This is a genomic window from Paramagnetospirillum kuznetsovii (assembly GCF_003284725.1).
GTDB lineage: Bacteria > Pseudomonadota > Alphaproteobacteria > Rhodospirillales > Magnetospirillaceae > Phaeospirillum > Phaeospirillum kuznetsovii.
In genome coordinates this window covers 64591-80212 of record NZ_PGTO01000012.1, presented here as the reverse complement: position 1 = coordinate 80212, position 15622 = coordinate 64591, and the positions used below count along the sequence as shown (strand labels likewise).

Genomic DNA, 15622 nt, shown 5'->3' with positions numbered 1-15622 from the left:
CGAAGTCATGGATTCTATCATGATCATGGGGGTGTGTCCGATATTTCGGCAATACATCCTTGCTTCCCGGTCGCCGATCCCTATAATTCCGCCCTTTCTTTAACCCCCTTCGGCGAGGCGAGCCGCATGGTCAGTGTTTCGGGGCCTCAGGTCGGCATCATCATGGGCAGCCAGTCCGACTGGGAGACCATGCGCCACGCCGCCGCCACCCTGGCCGAGCTGGGCATCGCCTTCGAGACCCGCGTGGTCTCGGCCCATCGCACGCCCAAGCGGCTCTATGACTATGCCGGAACCGCCAAGTCGCGCGGCCTCAAGATCATCATCGCGGGCGCCGGTGGCGCCGCCCATCTTCCAGGCATGACCGCCGCCATGACCTCGCTGCCGGTGTTCGGGGTTCCAGTGGAAAGCAAAGCCCTGAAAGGCCAGGACTCGCTGCTGTCCATCGTGCAGATGCCCGGCGGAATCCCGGTGGGAACCCTGGCCATCGGCAAGGCCGGGGCCATCAACGCCGCCTTGCTGGCTGCCGCCGTTCTCGCCCTGATGGACCCCAAGCTCGACGCCGCCCTGGAGTCCTGGCGCGCCCGTCAGACCGAATCGGTGGCCGTCGCTCCGGTCGATCCCGAAAATCCCGACCTGATCCGCCCGTGAGCGCTCCATCGGAAGCAAGACCGCTGCCGCCCGGCAGCACCATCGGTGTCGTCGGCGGCGGTCAGTTGGGCCGCATGGCGGCGCTGGCGGCGGCCAAGCTGGGCTATCTGGTCCACATCTACTCGCCCGAGGCCGACGGTCCGGCGGCTCAGGTCTCGGCGGTTTCCACCGTGGCGGACTATTCCGACCACGCCGCCATCGAGGCTTTCGCCTGCACGGTGGACGTGGTGACCTTCGAGTTCGAGAACATTCCCGCCGAAAGCGTGCGGCGCATGGCCGCTCATGCGCCGGTTCGTCCGTGCTGGAGCGTGCTGGAAGTGGCCCAGGACCGCATCAGCGAAAAGAAATTCTTCAACTCCATCGGCATCGAGACGGCGCCGTGGCGCGAGGTCAATTCCCTCGATGACTTGACCAGGGCGGTGGGAGAGCTCGGCCGTCCCTCGGTGCTGAAGACCGCCCGCATGGGCTATGACGGCAAGGGCCAGGTTAAGATCACCGCCGAAACCGATCTGGCCCAGGCCTGGGGCGAACTGGGCAGCGGCCTGAACGGTGCCGACGTCGGAGTGCTGGAAGGCTTCATCGATTTCGAGGGCGAGATCTCGGTGATCGTCGCGCGGGGCCTGGACGGTCAATGGGCCGCCTTCGATCCGGTGTGGAACGTACACACCAACCACATCCTCGACACCACCACCGCCCCCGCTCCCATTTCAGCCGCCATGGCGGACCAGGCCATGGATATCGCCCATCGCGCCGCCGAGGCTTTGGGGGTGGTTGGACTGCTGGCGGTGGAGCTGTTCGTCACCAAGACCGGCCTGCTGGCCAATGAGATGGCGCCCCGGCCGCATAATTCCGGCCATTGGACCATGGACGCCTGCCTGACCGATCAGTTCGAGCAGTTCATCCGCGCCGTCTGCGGCCTGCCGCTGGGCTCGCCGGAACGCCATTCCGACGCCGTCATGAAGAATCTCATCGGCGACGACGTGAACCAATGGCTTGAAATCCTTCACGATCCCAGGGCGAAGCTGCACCTTTACGGCAAGTCGGAAGCCCGGCCCGGCCGCAAGATGGGTCACGTCAATCGCATTGGTCCCCGCTCCCCGACCACCGCCCCGTGACGATTTTGTAATCGCCGCATTTCGACATTGACGCATGGCCCCTTATTGCCGGATTTTTACGGGCGGTATTGAATTGTTTCCTTTCCCCCAGGAGCCCCTTTGGAAGATCTCGTTCTCCACGTTCTGAAGGAATACGGCTTCCTGCTTTATCCGTTCATCACTGCCTGGACCTTCGTCGAAGGCGAAACCGTGGTGATCGTTACCGGGGTTCTTGCCTCCGAAGGCCGCTTCAATATCAGTGTTGAATTGCTGGCCCTGGCGGCCCTGACCGGCAGCTTCTTTGGCGACCAGCTTTATTATTATATCGGCCGTAAATACGGCACCCCCCTGCTGAACCGGTGGCCTGGCCTCGGTTCTCGGATCGAATGGGCTTTCGACGCCGTCAATCGAACCCCGGCCATATTCATTTTGTCATTCCGGTGGATCTACGGAGTGCGGAATTTGGCCCCATTCATTGTCGGCATCGCCGGGGTGCCTCGGGTGAAATATCTGGTCCTCAATTTTATCGCCGCCGCCATCTGGGCGCATAGCTTCGCCTGGGGCGGATTCTTCCTCGGTCGCAAGCTGGAAGACTGGCTGGGCGACAGCAAATGGTACGTGTTATTCGGCTTTGTGCTATTGATGATCGGCGTTGGCGTGTTCGGCGCCCTGCGCGGCAAGGCCAAATCCTCGGCGAAAGCCGCGGCCGAAGCCTCACCCCCAACCGAATGAGCGACAACATGGACAGCGCCGTCACCTCCCCCCCTCCTCCCGCTGAACCAAAGCTGGAGAAGCTGACCATCCCGGCGGGAACCGTGTTGTTCCGCCAGGGGGACGAGGGCGATGCCGCCTATATCCTGGAAAAGGGCAAGGTCGTCATCTTCCAGCAGGTGGAAGGCCAGCGCGTCGAGCTGGATTCCATCAAGCCGGGCGAGATCTTCGGCGAAATGGCGGTGATCGACCGTTCCATCCGCATGGCCACTGCCGTTGCGGCCCTGGATAGTTCCGTCACCAGGATCCCCGAACCGCTGTTCGCTCGCAAGCTGGGGGCGACGGATAAATTCGTCCACGCCCTGGTCACCATGTTCATCAAGAACATCCGCAGTTCCCATCGCATCTTCGTGCGGCGGCCACGCAGCTTTCGCGACAATATCAAGCTGATCCGGCATTTCGCCTTCAATATCAAGCGCTACGCCAATCTGATGGATGATCGGCCCCTGGCCGACGAGATGCTGGGCGTGCTGGCCAAGCTTGAGCATAACCTGGGCGAACTGGCCGAAATCGGCCAACGGGCCAAGGACAAGCGGCACGACCATATCATCGAGGATGGCGAGGCCGGTGACATGGACCTGAAGGCGGCCATCAGCACCGAAGGCCGCCGCCAGCTTTGACAGGCTGTGGAAGAAAGCGTTCCAGCCCCCTTTTTATCGTCACCCCCGCGCAGGCGGGGGTCCATGTCGGCGCAAGACCGGGCTTTAGCCATAAGATATTGAGGGGCTGACGCATGGATTCCCGCTTTCGCGGGAATGACGGTCGTTTTCCGCCCCCTGTTACTCCCCCTACTTCGCGGGAATCTCTTCCACCGTGACGGAATTGCGGTGGGGCTGGGGCGCGCTGACCGGTGCCGGAGGCTCTTCTTCCGTCCGAGTCTGCGTGGCCGGGGATTGTTGGCTGGCGGGGGCCGCTCCGTCCCGCTGGGACTTTTCCACTTCCTTGACCGCATGGGCGACCAGATCGGGCAAGGCACAGCCGCCCACCAGGGACGATAACGCCAAGGACACCATCAAGGCCATTGCAAGCCGCATGGGACTAATCCGCCGCCTCGACCTTGACCAGTTCGCCCGCCTCGACCTCCGCCAATTTGCCGAGATCGTCGGGGGTGCGGCCCCAGATATTGGCGGGAATGGCAAGGCGGATCTCGTCGCCCTCGGAACAGGGAGTCGGCCCATAGCCGATGACGATGGATTCGCCTTCGTGACGGAAGGCCAATTCACCCGGTTCCACCACGTCGCGGGCATTGTCGTCCCGGTCCGCATGCACCGGCGCCTGGAAATAGACCTCGCCCTGCCAGATGGCCGCCCTGGTCTCGAACGGCACCGCCGCCAAGATGGCGTCGGTCGTCTTGCAGTCATAGCCATCCACATGCAGGACGACGTGTCCAATGGTGATCTTAAGTTTCCGCATCAGGCCGCTTCCCCATAGCCTTCAAAAGGTCGGCGCCAGTTTGCCCGGTCCCGATAGGTTTGACCAGAAATACTAGGTATAGCGGCCCAAAACATAGCGAAGGCCAAGCGGATGATTTAGCGGGCGGCCGCTTGGCCTATGCCTTGATGGAATGCAGAACCTCGCGGGTGTGCTTGGCGATCATCATTTCCTCGTCGGTGGGAATGACCCAGATGGACACCGGGCTGTCGATGGTGCTGATCAACTGGGCATTGTGCTTATTGGCGTCCTCGTCGATGGTGACGCCGAGCCACTGGGCATGCTCGCAGACCAAGGAACGCACCTTGGGCGAATGCTCGCCGATGCCAGCGGTGAAGACCAGGGCGTCGATGCCGCCCATGGCGGCGGCCAGCGACCCCAGTTCCCGCGAGATGCGGTAGACGAACAGTTCCACCGCCTCGGCGGCGTGGGGTTCCGAGCTTTCCAGCAACACCCGCATGTCGTTTGAAACCCCCGACACGCCGATCAGGCCGGACTGCTTGTAAAGCATGTCCTCGATTTCCTTGGCGCTCATGCCCTTTTGCTGCAGCAGGTAGAGCACGACGCCAGCATCCAGGGTGCCGGTCCGCGTCCCCATGGGCAGGCCGTCCAGGGCGGTGAAGCCCATGGTGCTGGCGATGCTCTTGCCCTCGGAAATGGCGCACATGGAAGCGCCGGAACCGAGATGGCACACCACCACCTTGCCCCGCGCCACCGCCGGAGCAATCTGGCCCAACTGGCGGGCGATATATTCGTAGGACAGGCCGTGGAAGCCATAGCGCTTCACACCCTCGCCGGTGATCTTGCGCGGCAGGGCGAAGCTTTGCGACGTCCAGGGATTGGAGCGGTGGAAGGCGGTATCGAAGCAAGCCACCTGCAACAGCTCGGGATGGACCTCCTTCAGCGCCCGGATGGGGGCCAGATTATGCGGCTGGTGCAAGGGCGCCAGCGGCACCAACTTCTCCAATTCCACCATCAGATCGTCGTCGATCAGCAGGGGCTGGGCATATTGCGACCCGCCGTGAACCACCCGGTGACCGGCCGCCTTCAGTTGCGCGTCGCCCAACTGGCTCTCGATCCAATCGATCATGTATTTGAACAGGGCGGAATGGCTCAGATTGGGTTGATCGGGCCAACGCTGCTCGTTCAGTACCGCGCCGTGGGGCGCCTTGGCGACGAAATGCGGCGAGACGTTGATGCCTTCCACCTGCCCCTTGCACGACAGCAAGGGCTTTTCGTCGCCGTTGGCGATGTAGAGCGAGAATTTGATACTGGAAGACCCAGCATTGATGACCAGAATTCCGTCGCGCATGTCAATAAATCCTAATTCAAACAAGCGGGCAGCGTCCGATTTTCTTCCCTCGTCACCCCCGCGAAAGCGGGAATGACGATAAATCCGGAATTAAGCCTTGGCACGCCGGGCATGGGCGAACAGCACCGCCACCGCGCAGGACGCAAGGCGGGCCTTGGCGCTGTCGGCGCGGCTGGTGAGCACGATCGGCACCCGGGCGCCAAGCACGATTCCGGCGGCATCGGCCTCCGCCAGATAGGACAGCTGCTTGGCGAGCATATTGCCGGCCTCCAGATCGGGGACCAGCAGGATGTCGGCGCGACCGGCCACCGGCGAATTGATCTTCTTGATCTTGGCCGCTTCCTCGCTGATGGCGTTGTCGAAGGCGAGCGGACCGTCCAGCAGGGCGCCGGTGATCTGGCCGCGATCGGCCATCTTGCACAGGGCAGCCGCCTCGATGGTGGAATTGATCTTGGGATAGACGGTCTCGACCGCCGAGAGGATGGCAACCTTCGGCACCTCGACACCCAGAACATGCGCCAGTTCAACGGCGTTTTGCAGGATGTCGGCCTTGTCCTCCAGGGTCGGGTAGATATTGATGGCGGCGTCGGTGATCAGCAGGGTGCGGGGATAGGTAGGCACATCCATGACGAAGACATGGCTGATACGCCGGGCGGTCCGCAGACCCTTATCGCGCGACGCCACCTCGTGCATCATCTCGTCGGTGTGCAGCGAGCCCTTCATCAGCGCCTCGGCCTCGCCCGACCGGCACATGGCCACGGCACGTTCCGCCGATTCATGGCTATGGGCGGTATCGACGATGCGCAGACCGGTCAGATCGAAGCCGAATTCCTTGGCCACCGAGCGGATCTTGCTTTCCGGACCGATCAGGATCGGGTCGATCAGTCCGAGACGGGCGGCTTCCACCGGTCCTTCCAGGGAAACCTGATCGCAGGGATGGCACACCGCCACCGAAATGGGCGCCAGATCGGAACAGCGGGTGATGATGTCCTCGAACACATGGTGGCGGCGGCGCAGAGCGACCTCCTGCAGTTCCATGCGCGGCTGCGACACCGTCTCGGTCGGCGCGATCACCTGGGCGCGGCCAGTGAAAACGGCCTCGCCCCTCTGGTTCACCGCCTTGCAGTCGAACACCACATCGGCGGGCGCGATCTTCTCCTTGACGGTGATGCTGACGATCACGGTATCGCCCACCTCGACCGGAAGCTTGAAATCAAGATCCTGGCTGCGATAGACGGTGCCCGGTCCGGGCAATTCGTTGCCCAGCAGTGCGGAAAGCAGCGAGGCGCCCCACATGCTATGAGCGACCACCTTGCGATGATGGGCGAATTTCTCGGCGCTTTCGGCGCTGTAATGCGTGGGGTTCAAATCCCCGGTGGCGACGCCGAAAAGCTCGACATCCTTCATGGAGCAAGTGCGCTCGAGTGTAGCCGTATCACCGACCTTGATATCGGCGAAGACCCGGTTTTTCATCATTTCGACCATGACTGATTCCCTCGACGGCTTGTGACGCGGCCATATTGCGCCGCAAAATATACCGATCCTTCGACTCCGGTACAATGACGGCTTCGTGACCAAGATCATTATGAGAACATGGCGGTCATGTCGCGAGAGGATGTTGCGGCGCACAACCGTCCCGCCTATGCTCCAACTCAGAACCATTCCATGGTCACTATTCGGGACACCCCATGAGCACCCGTAATCTCAAGGCCCTCTTCCGTCCGAAGTCCATCGCCGTCATCGGCGCGTCCAACGCGCCCAAGAGCATCGGCGCCCTGGTCATGCGCAATCTGCTGAGATCGGAATTCGCCGGACCGGTGATGCCCGTCACGCCGGATCATCCCTCGGTGGCGGGCGTGCTGGCCTATCCGGATGTGGCCTGCCTGCCCCAGGCGCCCGACCTGGCCCTGGTCTGCGTGCAAAAGCCCGAAACCATTCCCGGCATCCTGTCGACCCTTGCCGAACGCGGTACCAAGGCGGCCTGCATCATGACGGCCGGCCTCCATCTGGTACGCAACGACGACGGCACCACCAAGCTCGACGAAGCACTGGCGGTCGCCCAAGCCAACGACATGCGCCTGCTGGGCCCCAACAGCATGGGAATCCTGGTCCCCAGCATCGGCCTCAACGCCAGCTATGCCCATGAAAGCGCGCTGCCGGGCAAGCTGGCCTTCGTGTCCCAGTCGGGCGCGCTGTGCACCGCCGTGCTGGATTGGGCGCGCGACAAGGAGATCGGCTTCTCGCACTTCATTCATTTGGGCGACACCGAAGGCGTCGACTTCGGCGACGTGCTGGACTATCTGGGCAGCGATCCCATGACGCGGGCCATCCTGCTCTATGTTGAGACCATCCACGAGCGGCGCGGCTTCATGTCGGCCGCCCGCGCCGCCGCTCGCAACAAGCCCGTTCTCGCCATCAAGGCGGGGCGTTCCCGCGAAGGCGCCCGCGCCGCCGCCTCCCATACCGGCGCCCTGGCGGGCTCGGACGCCGTGTTCGACGCGGCCATGCGTCGCGCGGGCATGCTGCGCGTCCACGATATCGAGGAGATTTTCGGCGCGGTGGAAACCTTGGCCCGCGCCCGGCCCATGAAGGGCAAGCGTTTGGCGGTACTGACCAATGGCGGCGGCATCGGCGTCATCGCCGCCGATGATTTGTCGGAAATGGGCGGCGAGCTGGCGGCGCTCCCCGATGACGTGATCGAGAAACTGGACGCCATCTTGCCGCTCAACTGGTCCCACGGCAATCCGGTGGATATCGGCGGCGACGCCGACGGCGAGCGTTATGTCAAAACCCTGAATATCCTGACCGACAGCAAGTTGGTCGACGCGGTGCTGGTCATGCATGCCCCCACCGCCCTGTCGGACCCGTCCGACGTGGCGGTGGCGGTGATCAAATGCTGCAAGGACAAGCCCAGGGCCAATGTCATGACCTGTTGGGTCGGAGCCACGGCGGTCTCCCATGCGCGCCATATGTTCAGTGGCGCGGGTATCCCCACCTATGACACGCCGCGCGCCGCCATCCAGGCCTTCACCCACCTGATTCAATACCGCAAGAATCAGGAACTGTTGATGGAAGTGCCCAATTCGGCCCCCACCGACTTTATTCCCGATACGCGAAGGGCCCGCTTTCTGATCGAATCCGCCCTGTCCAAGGGCGGCGGCACGCTCAATGAGCACGAGGCCAAGTCGGTGCTGGAGGCCTATGGCATTCCCACCGTGGAAACCCATGTGGCCCCCACTCCGGCCATGGCGGGTCGCATCGCGCGCGGCATGAACGGTCCGGTGGCGCTGAAGATTCTGTCGCCGCAGATACTCCACAAGTCCGATGTGGGCGGCGTCATGCTCAATCTCCAGGGCGACTTCGAGGTGGAAAAGGCCGCCCACCAGATGCTCGACCGGGTCAAGGAAGTCTATCCCGAGGCGACCATCGAGGGATTCACCGTCCAGACCATGGCGCGGCGCCCCGGCGCGGTGGAATTGATCGCGGGCGTCGCCACCGATCCGGTATTCGGTCCGGTGCTGATGTTCGGCCAGGGCGGTATCGCCGTCGAGGTCATCGCGGATCGCGCCATGGCGCTGCCGCCGCTCAACATGAACCTGGCGGCGGAAGTGATCTCGCGCACCAGGGTATCGCGTCTGCTGGAAGGCTATCGCGGCCGTCCGCCCGCCAATCGCCAGGCCATTCAACTGACCCTGGTGCAATTGTCGCAACTGGTCATCGACTTCCCCGAGATCATCGAGCTGGACATCAATCCGCTGTTCGCCGACGCCCAGGGCGTCCTGGCGCTGGACGCCCGGATCACCGTTGCCGCGGCGCGGCCGGGAACCGAGCGCCTCGCCATTCGCCCCTATCCCAAGGAATTGGAGGAATGGTTCACCATGACCGATGGGCGCAAGACGCTGCTGCGTCCCATCCGTCCGGAGGACGAGCCCAATCACCATGTCTTCTTGTCCAAGCTGACGCCGGAAGACATCCGCTTCCGCTTCTTCGGCCTCGTCCATGAGCTGCCCCATACCGAGATGGCGCGCCTCACCCAGATCGACTACGACCGCGAAATGGCCTTCATCGGCGAAGTGGACGGCCCCGACGGCACCAAGGAAACCTTGGGCGTCGTGCGCACCGTGACCGATCCCGATAATGAAAAGGCGGAATTCGCCATCGTGGTGCGCTCCGATCTCAAGGGATCCGGCCTGGGCAAGCGGCTGCTGGTCAAGATGATCGAATACTGTCGCTCCCGCGGAACCCACGGCATCGCGGGCCAAGTGCTGCGCGACAATCCGCGCATGCTGAAATTCGTCCAGCATCTGGGCTTCATCCCCACCCGCACCATCGACGGCGACATCGTCGAGGTGGAACTCGATCTCCATAAGGAGCCGCCGACAGGCCCCGATCCCACCGCCTGACCCACCGTTCCGGAAGTGTTGCCCCCACCGTTCCGTAAGTGTTGCCCAACGTGACGACTTGCCTCAAGATGTCGCGAGAGCCTGAGAGAGTCGACGACGCCAAGAGCGAGTGGGGACCGGACCAGCATGTCACTTCCAACAATCATCGGCTTCTCCATTAGCCTGCTTTTGCTGATCGGCTCGATTCTCGAACTCACCACCAATTTTAAGATCTTCCTCCACCTCAGCGGTATTCTCATGGTGATCGGCGGTACCCTTGCCGCCACCCTGGTGGCCTACGAGGCCCGCTATGTGAAGATGTCCCTGGGCAAGCTGAAGGCGGTGTTCAATTCGCCCAAGGTCACCCGCGACATGCTGACCAACGAAGTGGCGCGCATCATCCGTTGGGCCTATTTGCTCCAGAAAAGCGGCATCCAGGCATTGGAAACCGATGCCAAAAGCATCAAGAGCCAAGACGCCTTCCTCGCCTACGGCATCGGCCTCGTGATTTCGGGCTATACCGGCCCCGAGGTGCGTTCCATGCTGGAAAACCAGATCGAGACCACCTTCCAGCGCAACACCGTCCCGGTGGAAATCCTGAAATACATGGCCAGCAACGCGCCTGCCTTCGGCATGATGGCGACCCTGATCGGTTTGGTGGTCATGCTGGACAATATGGGCACCGATCCGTCCAAGCTGGGCGCCGGCATGGCGGTCGGTCTGCTGGGCACTCTCTACGGCGTCCTGTTCGCCCGCCTCGCCATCATGCCCGCCGCCGAGAAGACCCATCAGCGCGAAGCCATCGTGCGGTTCCGCAATCTGCTGGTGGCCGAGGGGCTGGCCTTGCTGGCCGAGCGCCGCAGCCCCCGCTTCATCCAGGACGGCATGAACAGCTTCCTCGATCCCTCCATCCACTTCGACATCGACAAGGCGCCGAAGAAGTAAAGGGTATCGGCCATGAGCAAGTTTCATAAGGAAAACAAGGAGGCGCAGGAAGACTGGCTGCTCTCCTATGCCGACATGATCACCCTGCTGATGGCCTTCTTCATCGTGCTGGTGTCCATGTCCAAGATCGACCCCGCCAAATACGAGGAAGTCCAGGCCGGCATGGCCAAGGACGTGGGCAACCGCGAGGTCACCAAGCCGTTGCAGGATCTGAAAAGCGAGTTGCTGGGCGAAGTGGCGGGCGCCGGAGTGGATGATAGCGTCGATGTGGGCAAGGACGACAAGGGCATCGTGCTCAATCTTGCCTCGGGCGCCATGTTCAAGCCCGGCTCAGCCGAGGTCCGCGCCGAGATCCTGCCCCTGATCAAGGAAATCTCCGGCACGCTCAACCAAAAGCGCTTCGCCAATTATCAGATCGAAATCCAGGGCCATACCGACGATACGCCGGTGCGCACCCAACAATTCCCCTCCAACTGGGATCTGTCCTCGGCCCGCGCCCTGGCCGCCCTGAAGGCCTTGACCGATCAGGGCATCGTCCAGTCCCGCATGAAGCTGTCGGCCATGGCCGACACCGCCCCCCGCGTGCCCAACCGCAGCGAAAGCGGCAAGCCCTATCCGGAAAACCAGGCCATCAACCGCCGGATCGAGATTCATATCTATCCGAGATAAGCATATTGGTCTTGTCATCCTGACGACCAACGCGAGGAAGAATCTCGTCCTGGCAGGATCTTTCCGAATCGGAGGCTATGTGGAAGCGCCTCACTTCGGCATGGAACTCGGATAAGGAATCACCACCAAGTCACCAAGGACACCAAGAGGTCGACACGGTTTTTTGCCTTCCGTCGTGCCCGTGAGAAGCCTGGCCATGACGAAAGAGTGAGGCTTGGCCGTTTGCTCCGCCCTCTTGGTGTCCTTGGTGCCTTGGTGGTGAATCCGCGGCGGTGGCCATGGGACAGGCCCGGCCATCCATGGACCCTCTGGTCAAGTCCGAGGGTGACGAAAAGGAAAAACCGATTCCACCAAACTCTGACCGGCTAAGGCCTTTAGGCCAGCACCACTTCCATGCCGTCACGGGCGACGAAGGCGCCGTCCCAGGTCTTGGCGGCCTCGGCCTCGATCTCGGCCATGATGGGATCGATATGTTCGGGATCGTGGTGGAAGATGGCCAGACGCTTGACGCCGCCCGCCCGGGCCAGCCGTACCGCTTCTTGCCAGGTGGAATGGCCCCAGCCAACCTTGGACGGGAATTCCGCATCGGTATAGGTGCAGTCGTAGATCATCAGATCGACGCCCGCGATCAAAGCCTGGACATTGGCGTCGGGGTGATCGGGAACATGCTCGGTATCGGTGATGTAGGCCGCCGCGATGCCGCCGTATTCGACCCGATAGCCGCAGGCGCCGTTGGGATGGCGCAACTTTCCAGTCCTCACCACCACGCCTGGATAGGGCTCGTGCACGGTTCCGATCGGAAAGTCCTCGTGGGAAACAATGCCTCGCATGGCCGCCAGTGGCACCGGAAAATTCGGCGTCTCCATCTGTTGGGCCAGAATGTATTGGATGCCCTTGGGGCTTCCTTCCAACCGCGCCGCATGGATATGAAGCTTGAAGGCGGGATTGTAGGCTGGCGCGAAGAACGGAAAACCCAGAATGTGATCCCAATGGGCATGGGTGAAAAAGAGATGGGCCTCCGTCACGCCTTTCTTTATCAGATCGCTGCCCAGGGAGCGAATGCCGGTCCCGGCATCGAAGGCGATGACTCCCATATCGGTGGTAATGGAAATGCTGCTGGTATTGCCGCCGTAGATCACATGGTCAGGCGAAGCACAGGCGATGCTGCCACGCACCCCCCAAAACTTCACCTTGTATTCCATGCTTTCGCTCTCCGACGACCGTTCACACGCCCAGGTTAAGCCTAACCCGGCGCTACCTGTATGCATTTGGTCACACAGGATGGAAAAATTAAGACGTGAGTTTCGTCAAATTGTGACGAATGCCCCAGATTCAATCCCCGACAGCCGATCGGCGCGTCCCCCATTGACAGCGATCTCTACCAACCCGCTAGAATTCTCGTACCAGAATGCCTCGCCCGGCGCCAGCTCCCCAAAAGTACGGGCCTTGCGCAGGCGATGCCCGGCGACCTCCATATGCTCGCCCTCCACCATGGCGGCCCGCAGCCCCGTCCAGGCATTGCCATAATGGTCGAAATAGATCACCCGGCCAAGATCATCGGGCCAATGGGGGCGTCGCGGCACCATCATGGGCCGCAAACCGGCGGCATCCGGCCCCTGCCCCAGCGCCAGCCGGGCGGCGACGGGCGCGAACAGATCACGCCCGTGAAAGGTCGCCGAAAGCCTCTCCGGCCGCCAGACGATCTCCCAAGCCTCCACCGAGACGGCCCGGCGAATCAGGGGTTCGAACAGACCATTGTCCGGCCCGACCAGCCAACGCCCGTCCACCTTGACCACCATGGGAATTCTATCCCCGCCCACGCCGGGATCGACGACGGAAAGCAACACCGTCCCCGGCGGCGTATCCTGTGCGAGGGCAGCCAGCAGATAGGCCGAAGCCATGGGATCGAACACCGGCGCATCGGCCAGCAGATGGACCACCGGAACAGCGGGCGCGAGCCTTCGGAACGCCATCTCCATCTGTCCGAGATAGGGCCCTTGGGTGCCGAAATCGGTGAAGGTGGCGATCAGATCCGTCGTCCTAGCTCCTCATCCCGGCCGTCCATCGGCCCGTGGCAGGGCGCAGATCGGGAAATACACCACGGCATAGACCACCCAACCGCCAGTCCAGGCCAGTCCTCCCGCCAGGGTCAGGACCGTCATGGCACCGGGAATGATTGGGGCCGCCACCCGCAGCAAGGCGCCCAATGATATCAAACCATAGGCCAGTACGGTGGCGGGCGCCAGTTGCAGCGGACGTCCGGAATGCCCAAGCGCCGCTCGACTCATGACGCCGATGACCATGGTGCCCACCGAACCGGCGGTCAGGGCATGCACCGCCGCCGAGGCGGGCAAGCCGGGCAGGAAGGCGGCAAGACCCAACAGGGCGAAACCGGCCACCATCCAGAAATAGCCCACATGCAGCACCGCCAGAATGGGATTGGAAAAGGTCTTGGCCCCGTGCCAGCGTGACAGGCGATAGCCGTGAACCGCGGCAGCCACCAAGGCCAGGGCCCCAGCCAGCGGCGAGGATGGAATGATCAACTGCGCCAGGGCGGCGAGAATCAGGCTGCCTGCGGCGCCCCCCTTCTCCATCCAGGCCACCGGCTCCATCTCCACCGGCTGGCCTTGCATGCGCAACCAGTTCTGGGTGAAGGACGGAATGATGCGGCCGCCGACGATGACGATCATCAGCAGCACCACGAACAGGCCGAGATAGATCCCCTTCATGGCCGTGTCGCGGCCGGTCAGCACTTCCAGATGAACGCAAAGATCGGCCAGCCACATGACGGCCAGAATGGGCAGGAAGGCGATGTTGCGCCACTTCTTGGCCGCGACCAGCGGCTTGGCCAGCAGGGCGGCGAGCAGCGGCAGATAACCAAGGTCCAGCACCGCGACCATGATCGGAGGCAGATGTCCCGCCAGCCCCACCGCGAGGCGCCCGGCCAACCAGACCATGAACAGCACCATCAGCGGCTTGCCCGACACGTGATGGGAACTGGTCCAATTGGGAACCGCCGTCAGCAAGAAACCGCCGATAGCGGCACCGGCAAAGCCGAATACCATGGCATGGGCATGCCACGCCACCGGGTTCCAGCCTTCGGCCATGGGGACGATACCGAAGAATACCGCCAGCCACAAAGGCAGCATGATTGCGGCCTGGACAGCGGCCATCAGAAAGAACGGACGAAACCCGGCGGCAAAGAAGACGGGCCCCTGTGAGCCTTGATATTTCGGTTCTTGCAGTGGAATGGTGGCCATGGGACGCCCTAACCTGATGAGGTGACGCCGGAGATTGGTCCCAATGGGGAAAGCCTCGCATTGAGGCCGGTCAAGGCCGTCATGCAGCGAGGGGCAGACCGGACTTAATTGCGGGTAGCCCGCCCAAACGGCTTTCCCCGGCGCGCCGCGATGATTTCGGCCAGGATGGAGACCGCGATCTCGGCCGGGGTCTTGGCCCCGATATCCAGTCCCACGGGCGCGCAGATGCGGTCCAAAACCTCGTCGTCGATCCCGGCACTTCCCAGACGCTGGCGACGCTTGGCGTGGGTCCGGGTACTGCCCAGCGCCCCTACGTAGAACGCTTCCGAGGCCAGCGCCATCTTCAGGGCGGCGTCATCCAGGCGCGGCACATGGGTCAGGCTGACCAATGCGGTGCGGCGGTCCAGCGTCATCTCGGCCAGCACCTCGTCGGGTTCACCGCAAACCAGCGAAACACCGGGAAAGCGTTCCGATTGGGCAAAGGCGGTCCTGGGGTCGAGAACCGTCACCGCGAACCCGGCCGCCCGCGCCATGCCCGCCAACACCTGGCTGATATGCACCGCGCCCGCGATGATCATGGTCCAGGGGGCTTCGTGAACCCGGATGAAGCGGTCTTCTTCATCCTTGGGCAGGGCGTCCATGGCGGCGTCGCCCTCGGCCAGACTCTGCGCCCCGTTGGTGAGGTCCAGCGCCAAGGCGGTGGGAATCCGCTGGGCATGACAAGCGGTGATCCGCTCCAGCAGCGCTTTCTCGGGGATGAACACCGCCACCCGGATATTGCCGCCGCAGGGCAGTCCCACATGCCAGGCGGTTTCGTCCTCGACTCCGAAGGACAGGATGCGGGGAGCCTCCCCCGCCTCCAATTCCCGGGCCTCGGAAATCACCGCCGCCTCGACGCAGCCGCCGGAGACGGAACCGGCGAAGGCTCCATCCCCTGCCACCGCCATATACGAACCCCGCGAGCGCGGCGCCGAGCCCCAGGTTTCCAGCACCACCGCCAGCCGGACCGGCTTGCCCGCCTCCATCCAGCGCAGCGCCGTTTCCAGCACCTCGCCGTCATCGGCGGCCATGTCGGCCGGATCGCAGCGGATGGCGTCGACGCACATGGCC

Annotated in this window: 15 protein-coding genes; 7 read left to right on the top strand and 8 right to left on the bottom strand. The window is 62.9% G+C overall.

Annotated features, from left to right (window positions below; all coding sequences use genetic code 11):
* Nucleotides 1-126 precede the first annotated feature (126 nt).
* The 4 genes from purE (at nucleotide 127) to CU669_RS14715 (ending at nucleotide 3133) form a co-directional block, all read left to right on the top strand.
* Entirely contained in the window at nucleotides 127-648 is a 522-nt protein-coding gene (purE, locus tag CU669_RS14730; RefSeq protein ID WP_112146039.1) for a 5-(carboxyamino)imidazole ribonucleotide mutase, read from the top strand.
* Complete coding sequence (locus tag CU669_RS14725; protein WP_112146037.1) at nucleotides 645-1763, top strand: 5-(carboxyamino)imidazole ribonucleotide synthase; 1119 nt, start codon at nucleotides 645-647, stop codon at nucleotides 1761-1763. Before purE ends, CU669_RS14725 begins: the two co-directional genes overlap by 4 nt.
* A gap of 99 nt (nucleotides 1764-1862) precedes the next feature.
* A complete protein-coding gene (locus tag CU669_RS14720) occupies nucleotides 1863-2474 on the top strand; it encodes a DedA family protein (RefSeq protein ID WP_112146035.1) in 612 nt (203 codons plus the stop codon).
* 8 nt (nucleotides 2475-2482) lie between these two features.
* The gene (locus tag CU669_RS14715) at nucleotides 2483-3133 is read left to right on the top strand and encodes a cyclic nucleotide-binding domain-containing protein (RefSeq protein WP_112146085.1); all 651 of its coding nucleotides are present in this window, start codon (nucleotides 2483-2485) and stop codon (nucleotides 3131-3133) included.
* Between the two features lie 168 nt (nucleotides 3134-3301).
* Here the strand turns inward: CU669_RS14715 and CU669_RS14710 are convergent, their stop codons facing one another.
* The 4 genes from CU669_RS14710 to CU669_RS14695 all read right to left on the bottom strand — a co-directional run bounded on the left by CU669_RS14710 (nucleotide 3302) and on the right by CU669_RS14695 (nucleotide 6741).
* A complete protein-coding gene (locus tag CU669_RS14710; protein WP_112146033.1) occupies nucleotides 3302-3547 on the bottom strand; it encodes a hypothetical protein in 246 nt (81 codons plus the stop codon).
* Nucleotides 3548-3551: 4 nt separating this feature from the next.
* Entirely contained in the window at nucleotides 3552-3926 is a 375-nt protein-coding gene (locus tag CU669_RS14705) for a cyclophilin-like family protein (protein ID WP_112146031.1), read from the bottom strand.
* A 136-nt stretch (nucleotides 3927-4062) separates the two neighbouring features.
* On the bottom strand, nucleotides 4063-5256 hold the full coding sequence (locus CU669_RS14700; protein ID WP_112146029.1) for an acetate/propionate family kinase: 1194 nt from the start codon (nucleotides 5254-5256) through the stop codon (nucleotides 4063-4065).
* A gap of 90 nt (nucleotides 5257-5346) precedes the next feature.
* A complete protein-coding gene (locus CU669_RS14695; protein ID WP_112146027.1) occupies nucleotides 5347-6741 on the bottom strand; it encodes a bifunctional enoyl-CoA hydratase/phosphate acetyltransferase in 1395 nt (464 codons plus the stop codon).
* A 203-nt stretch (nucleotides 6742-6944) separates the two neighbouring features.
* Here CU669_RS14695 and CU669_RS14690 point away from each other — a divergent pair, with 203 nt between their 5' ends.
* From CU669_RS14690 to CU669_RS14680, 3 genes are all read left to right on the top strand, one after another.
* The gene (locus tag CU669_RS14690) at nucleotides 6945-9659 is read left to right on the top strand and encodes a bifunctional acetate--CoA ligase family protein/GNAT family N-acetyltransferase (RefSeq protein ID WP_112146025.1); all 2715 of its coding nucleotides are present in this window, start codon (nucleotides 6945-6947) and stop codon (nucleotides 9657-9659) included.
* Between the two features lie 126 nt (nucleotides 9660-9785).
* A complete protein-coding gene (locus CU669_RS14685) occupies nucleotides 9786-10583 on the top strand; it encodes a motility protein A (RefSeq protein WP_112146023.1) in 798 nt (265 codons plus the stop codon).
* 12 nt (nucleotides 10584-10595) lie between these two features.
* Nucleotides 10596-11252 (top strand): OmpA/MotB family protein, encoded by a 657-nt coding sequence (locus tag CU669_RS14680; RefSeq protein ID WP_112146021.1) that lies wholly within the window; start codon nucleotides 10596-10598, stop codon nucleotides 11250-11252.
* Nucleotides 11253-11626: 374 nt separating this feature from the next.
* On the opposite strand, the gene CU669_RS14675 is transcribed toward CU669_RS14680, so the two are convergent.
* From CU669_RS14675 to CU669_RS14660, 4 genes are all read right to left on the bottom strand, one after another.
* Nucleotides 11627-12454: an MBL fold metallo-hydrolase gene (locus tag CU669_RS14675; RefSeq protein WP_112146019.1), complete on the bottom strand. Its 828-nt coding sequence runs from the start codon at nucleotides 12452-12454 to the stop codon at nucleotides 11627-11629.
* 105 nt (nucleotides 12455-12559) lie between these two features.
* Nucleotides 12560-13279 (bottom strand): SAM hydrolase/SAM-dependent halogenase family protein, encoded by a 720-nt coding sequence (locus CU669_RS14670; protein ID WP_322096913.1) that lies wholly within the window; start codon nucleotides 13277-13279, stop codon nucleotides 12560-12562.
* A gap of 21 nt (nucleotides 13280-13300) precedes the next feature.
* On the bottom strand, nucleotides 13301-14512 hold the full coding sequence (locus tag CU669_RS14665) for an NnrS family protein (protein ID WP_112146015.1): 1212 nt from the start codon (nucleotides 14510-14512) through the stop codon (nucleotides 13301-13303).
* Between the two features lie 104 nt (nucleotides 14513-14616).
* The gene (locus CU669_RS14660) at nucleotides 14617-15618 is read right to left on the bottom strand and encodes an XdhC family protein (protein WP_112146013.1); all 1002 of its coding nucleotides are present in this window, start codon (nucleotides 15616-15618) and stop codon (nucleotides 14617-14619) included.
* Nucleotides 15619-15622 lie beyond the last annotated feature (4 nt).

What these genes read in the sequence shown, in the direction of transcription:
- CU669_RS14660 (WP_112146013.1), bottom strand. Translation starts at nt 15,618, where the DNA reads ATGTGCGTCGACGCCATCCGCTGCGATCCGGCCGACATGGCCGCCGAT.
- CU669_RS14715 (WP_112146085.1), top strand. Translation starts at nt 2,483, where the DNA reads ATGGACAGCGCCGTCACCTCCCCCCCTCCTCCCGCTGAACCAAAGCTG.
- CU669_RS14675 (WP_112146019.1), bottom strand. Translation starts at nt 12,454, where the DNA reads ATGGAATACAAGGTGAAGTTTTGGGGGGTGCGTGGCAGCATCGCCTGT.
- CU669_RS14680 (WP_112146021.1), top strand. Translation starts at nt 10,596, where the DNA reads ATGAGCAAGTTTCATAAGGAAAACAAGGAGGCGCAGGAAGACTGGCTG.
- CU669_RS14705 (WP_112146031.1), bottom strand. Translation starts at nt 3,926, where the DNA reads ATGCGGAAACTTAAGATCACCATTGGACACGTCGTCCTGCATGTGGAT.
- CU669_RS14710 (WP_112146033.1), bottom strand. Translation starts at nt 3,547, where the DNA reads ATGCGGCTTGCAATGGCCTTGATGGTGTCCTTGGCGTTATCGTCCCTG.
- CU669_RS14665 (WP_112146015.1), bottom strand. Translation starts at nt 14,512, where the DNA reads ATGGCCACCATTCCACTGCAAGAACCGAAATATCAAGGCTCACAGGGG.
- CU669_RS14685 (WP_112146023.1), top strand. Translation starts at nt 9,786, where the DNA reads ATGTCACTTCCAACAATCATCGGCTTCTCCATTAGCCTGCTTTTGCTG.
- CU669_RS14690 (WP_112146025.1), top strand. Translation starts at nt 6,945, where the DNA reads ATGAGCACCCGTAATCTCAAGGCCCTCTTCCGTCCGAAGTCCATCGCC.
- CU669_RS14700 (WP_112146029.1), bottom strand. Translation starts at nt 5,256, where the DNA reads ATGCGCGACGGAATTCTGGTCATCAATGCTGGGTCTTCCAGTATCAAA.
- purE (WP_112146039.1), top strand. Translation starts at nt 127, where the DNA reads ATGGTCAGTGTTTCGGGGCCTCAGGTCGGCATCATCATGGGCAGCCAG.
- CU669_RS14695 (WP_112146027.1), bottom strand. Translation starts at nt 6,741, where the DNA reads ATGGTCGAAATGATGAAAAACCGGGTCTTCGCCGATATCAAGGTCGGT.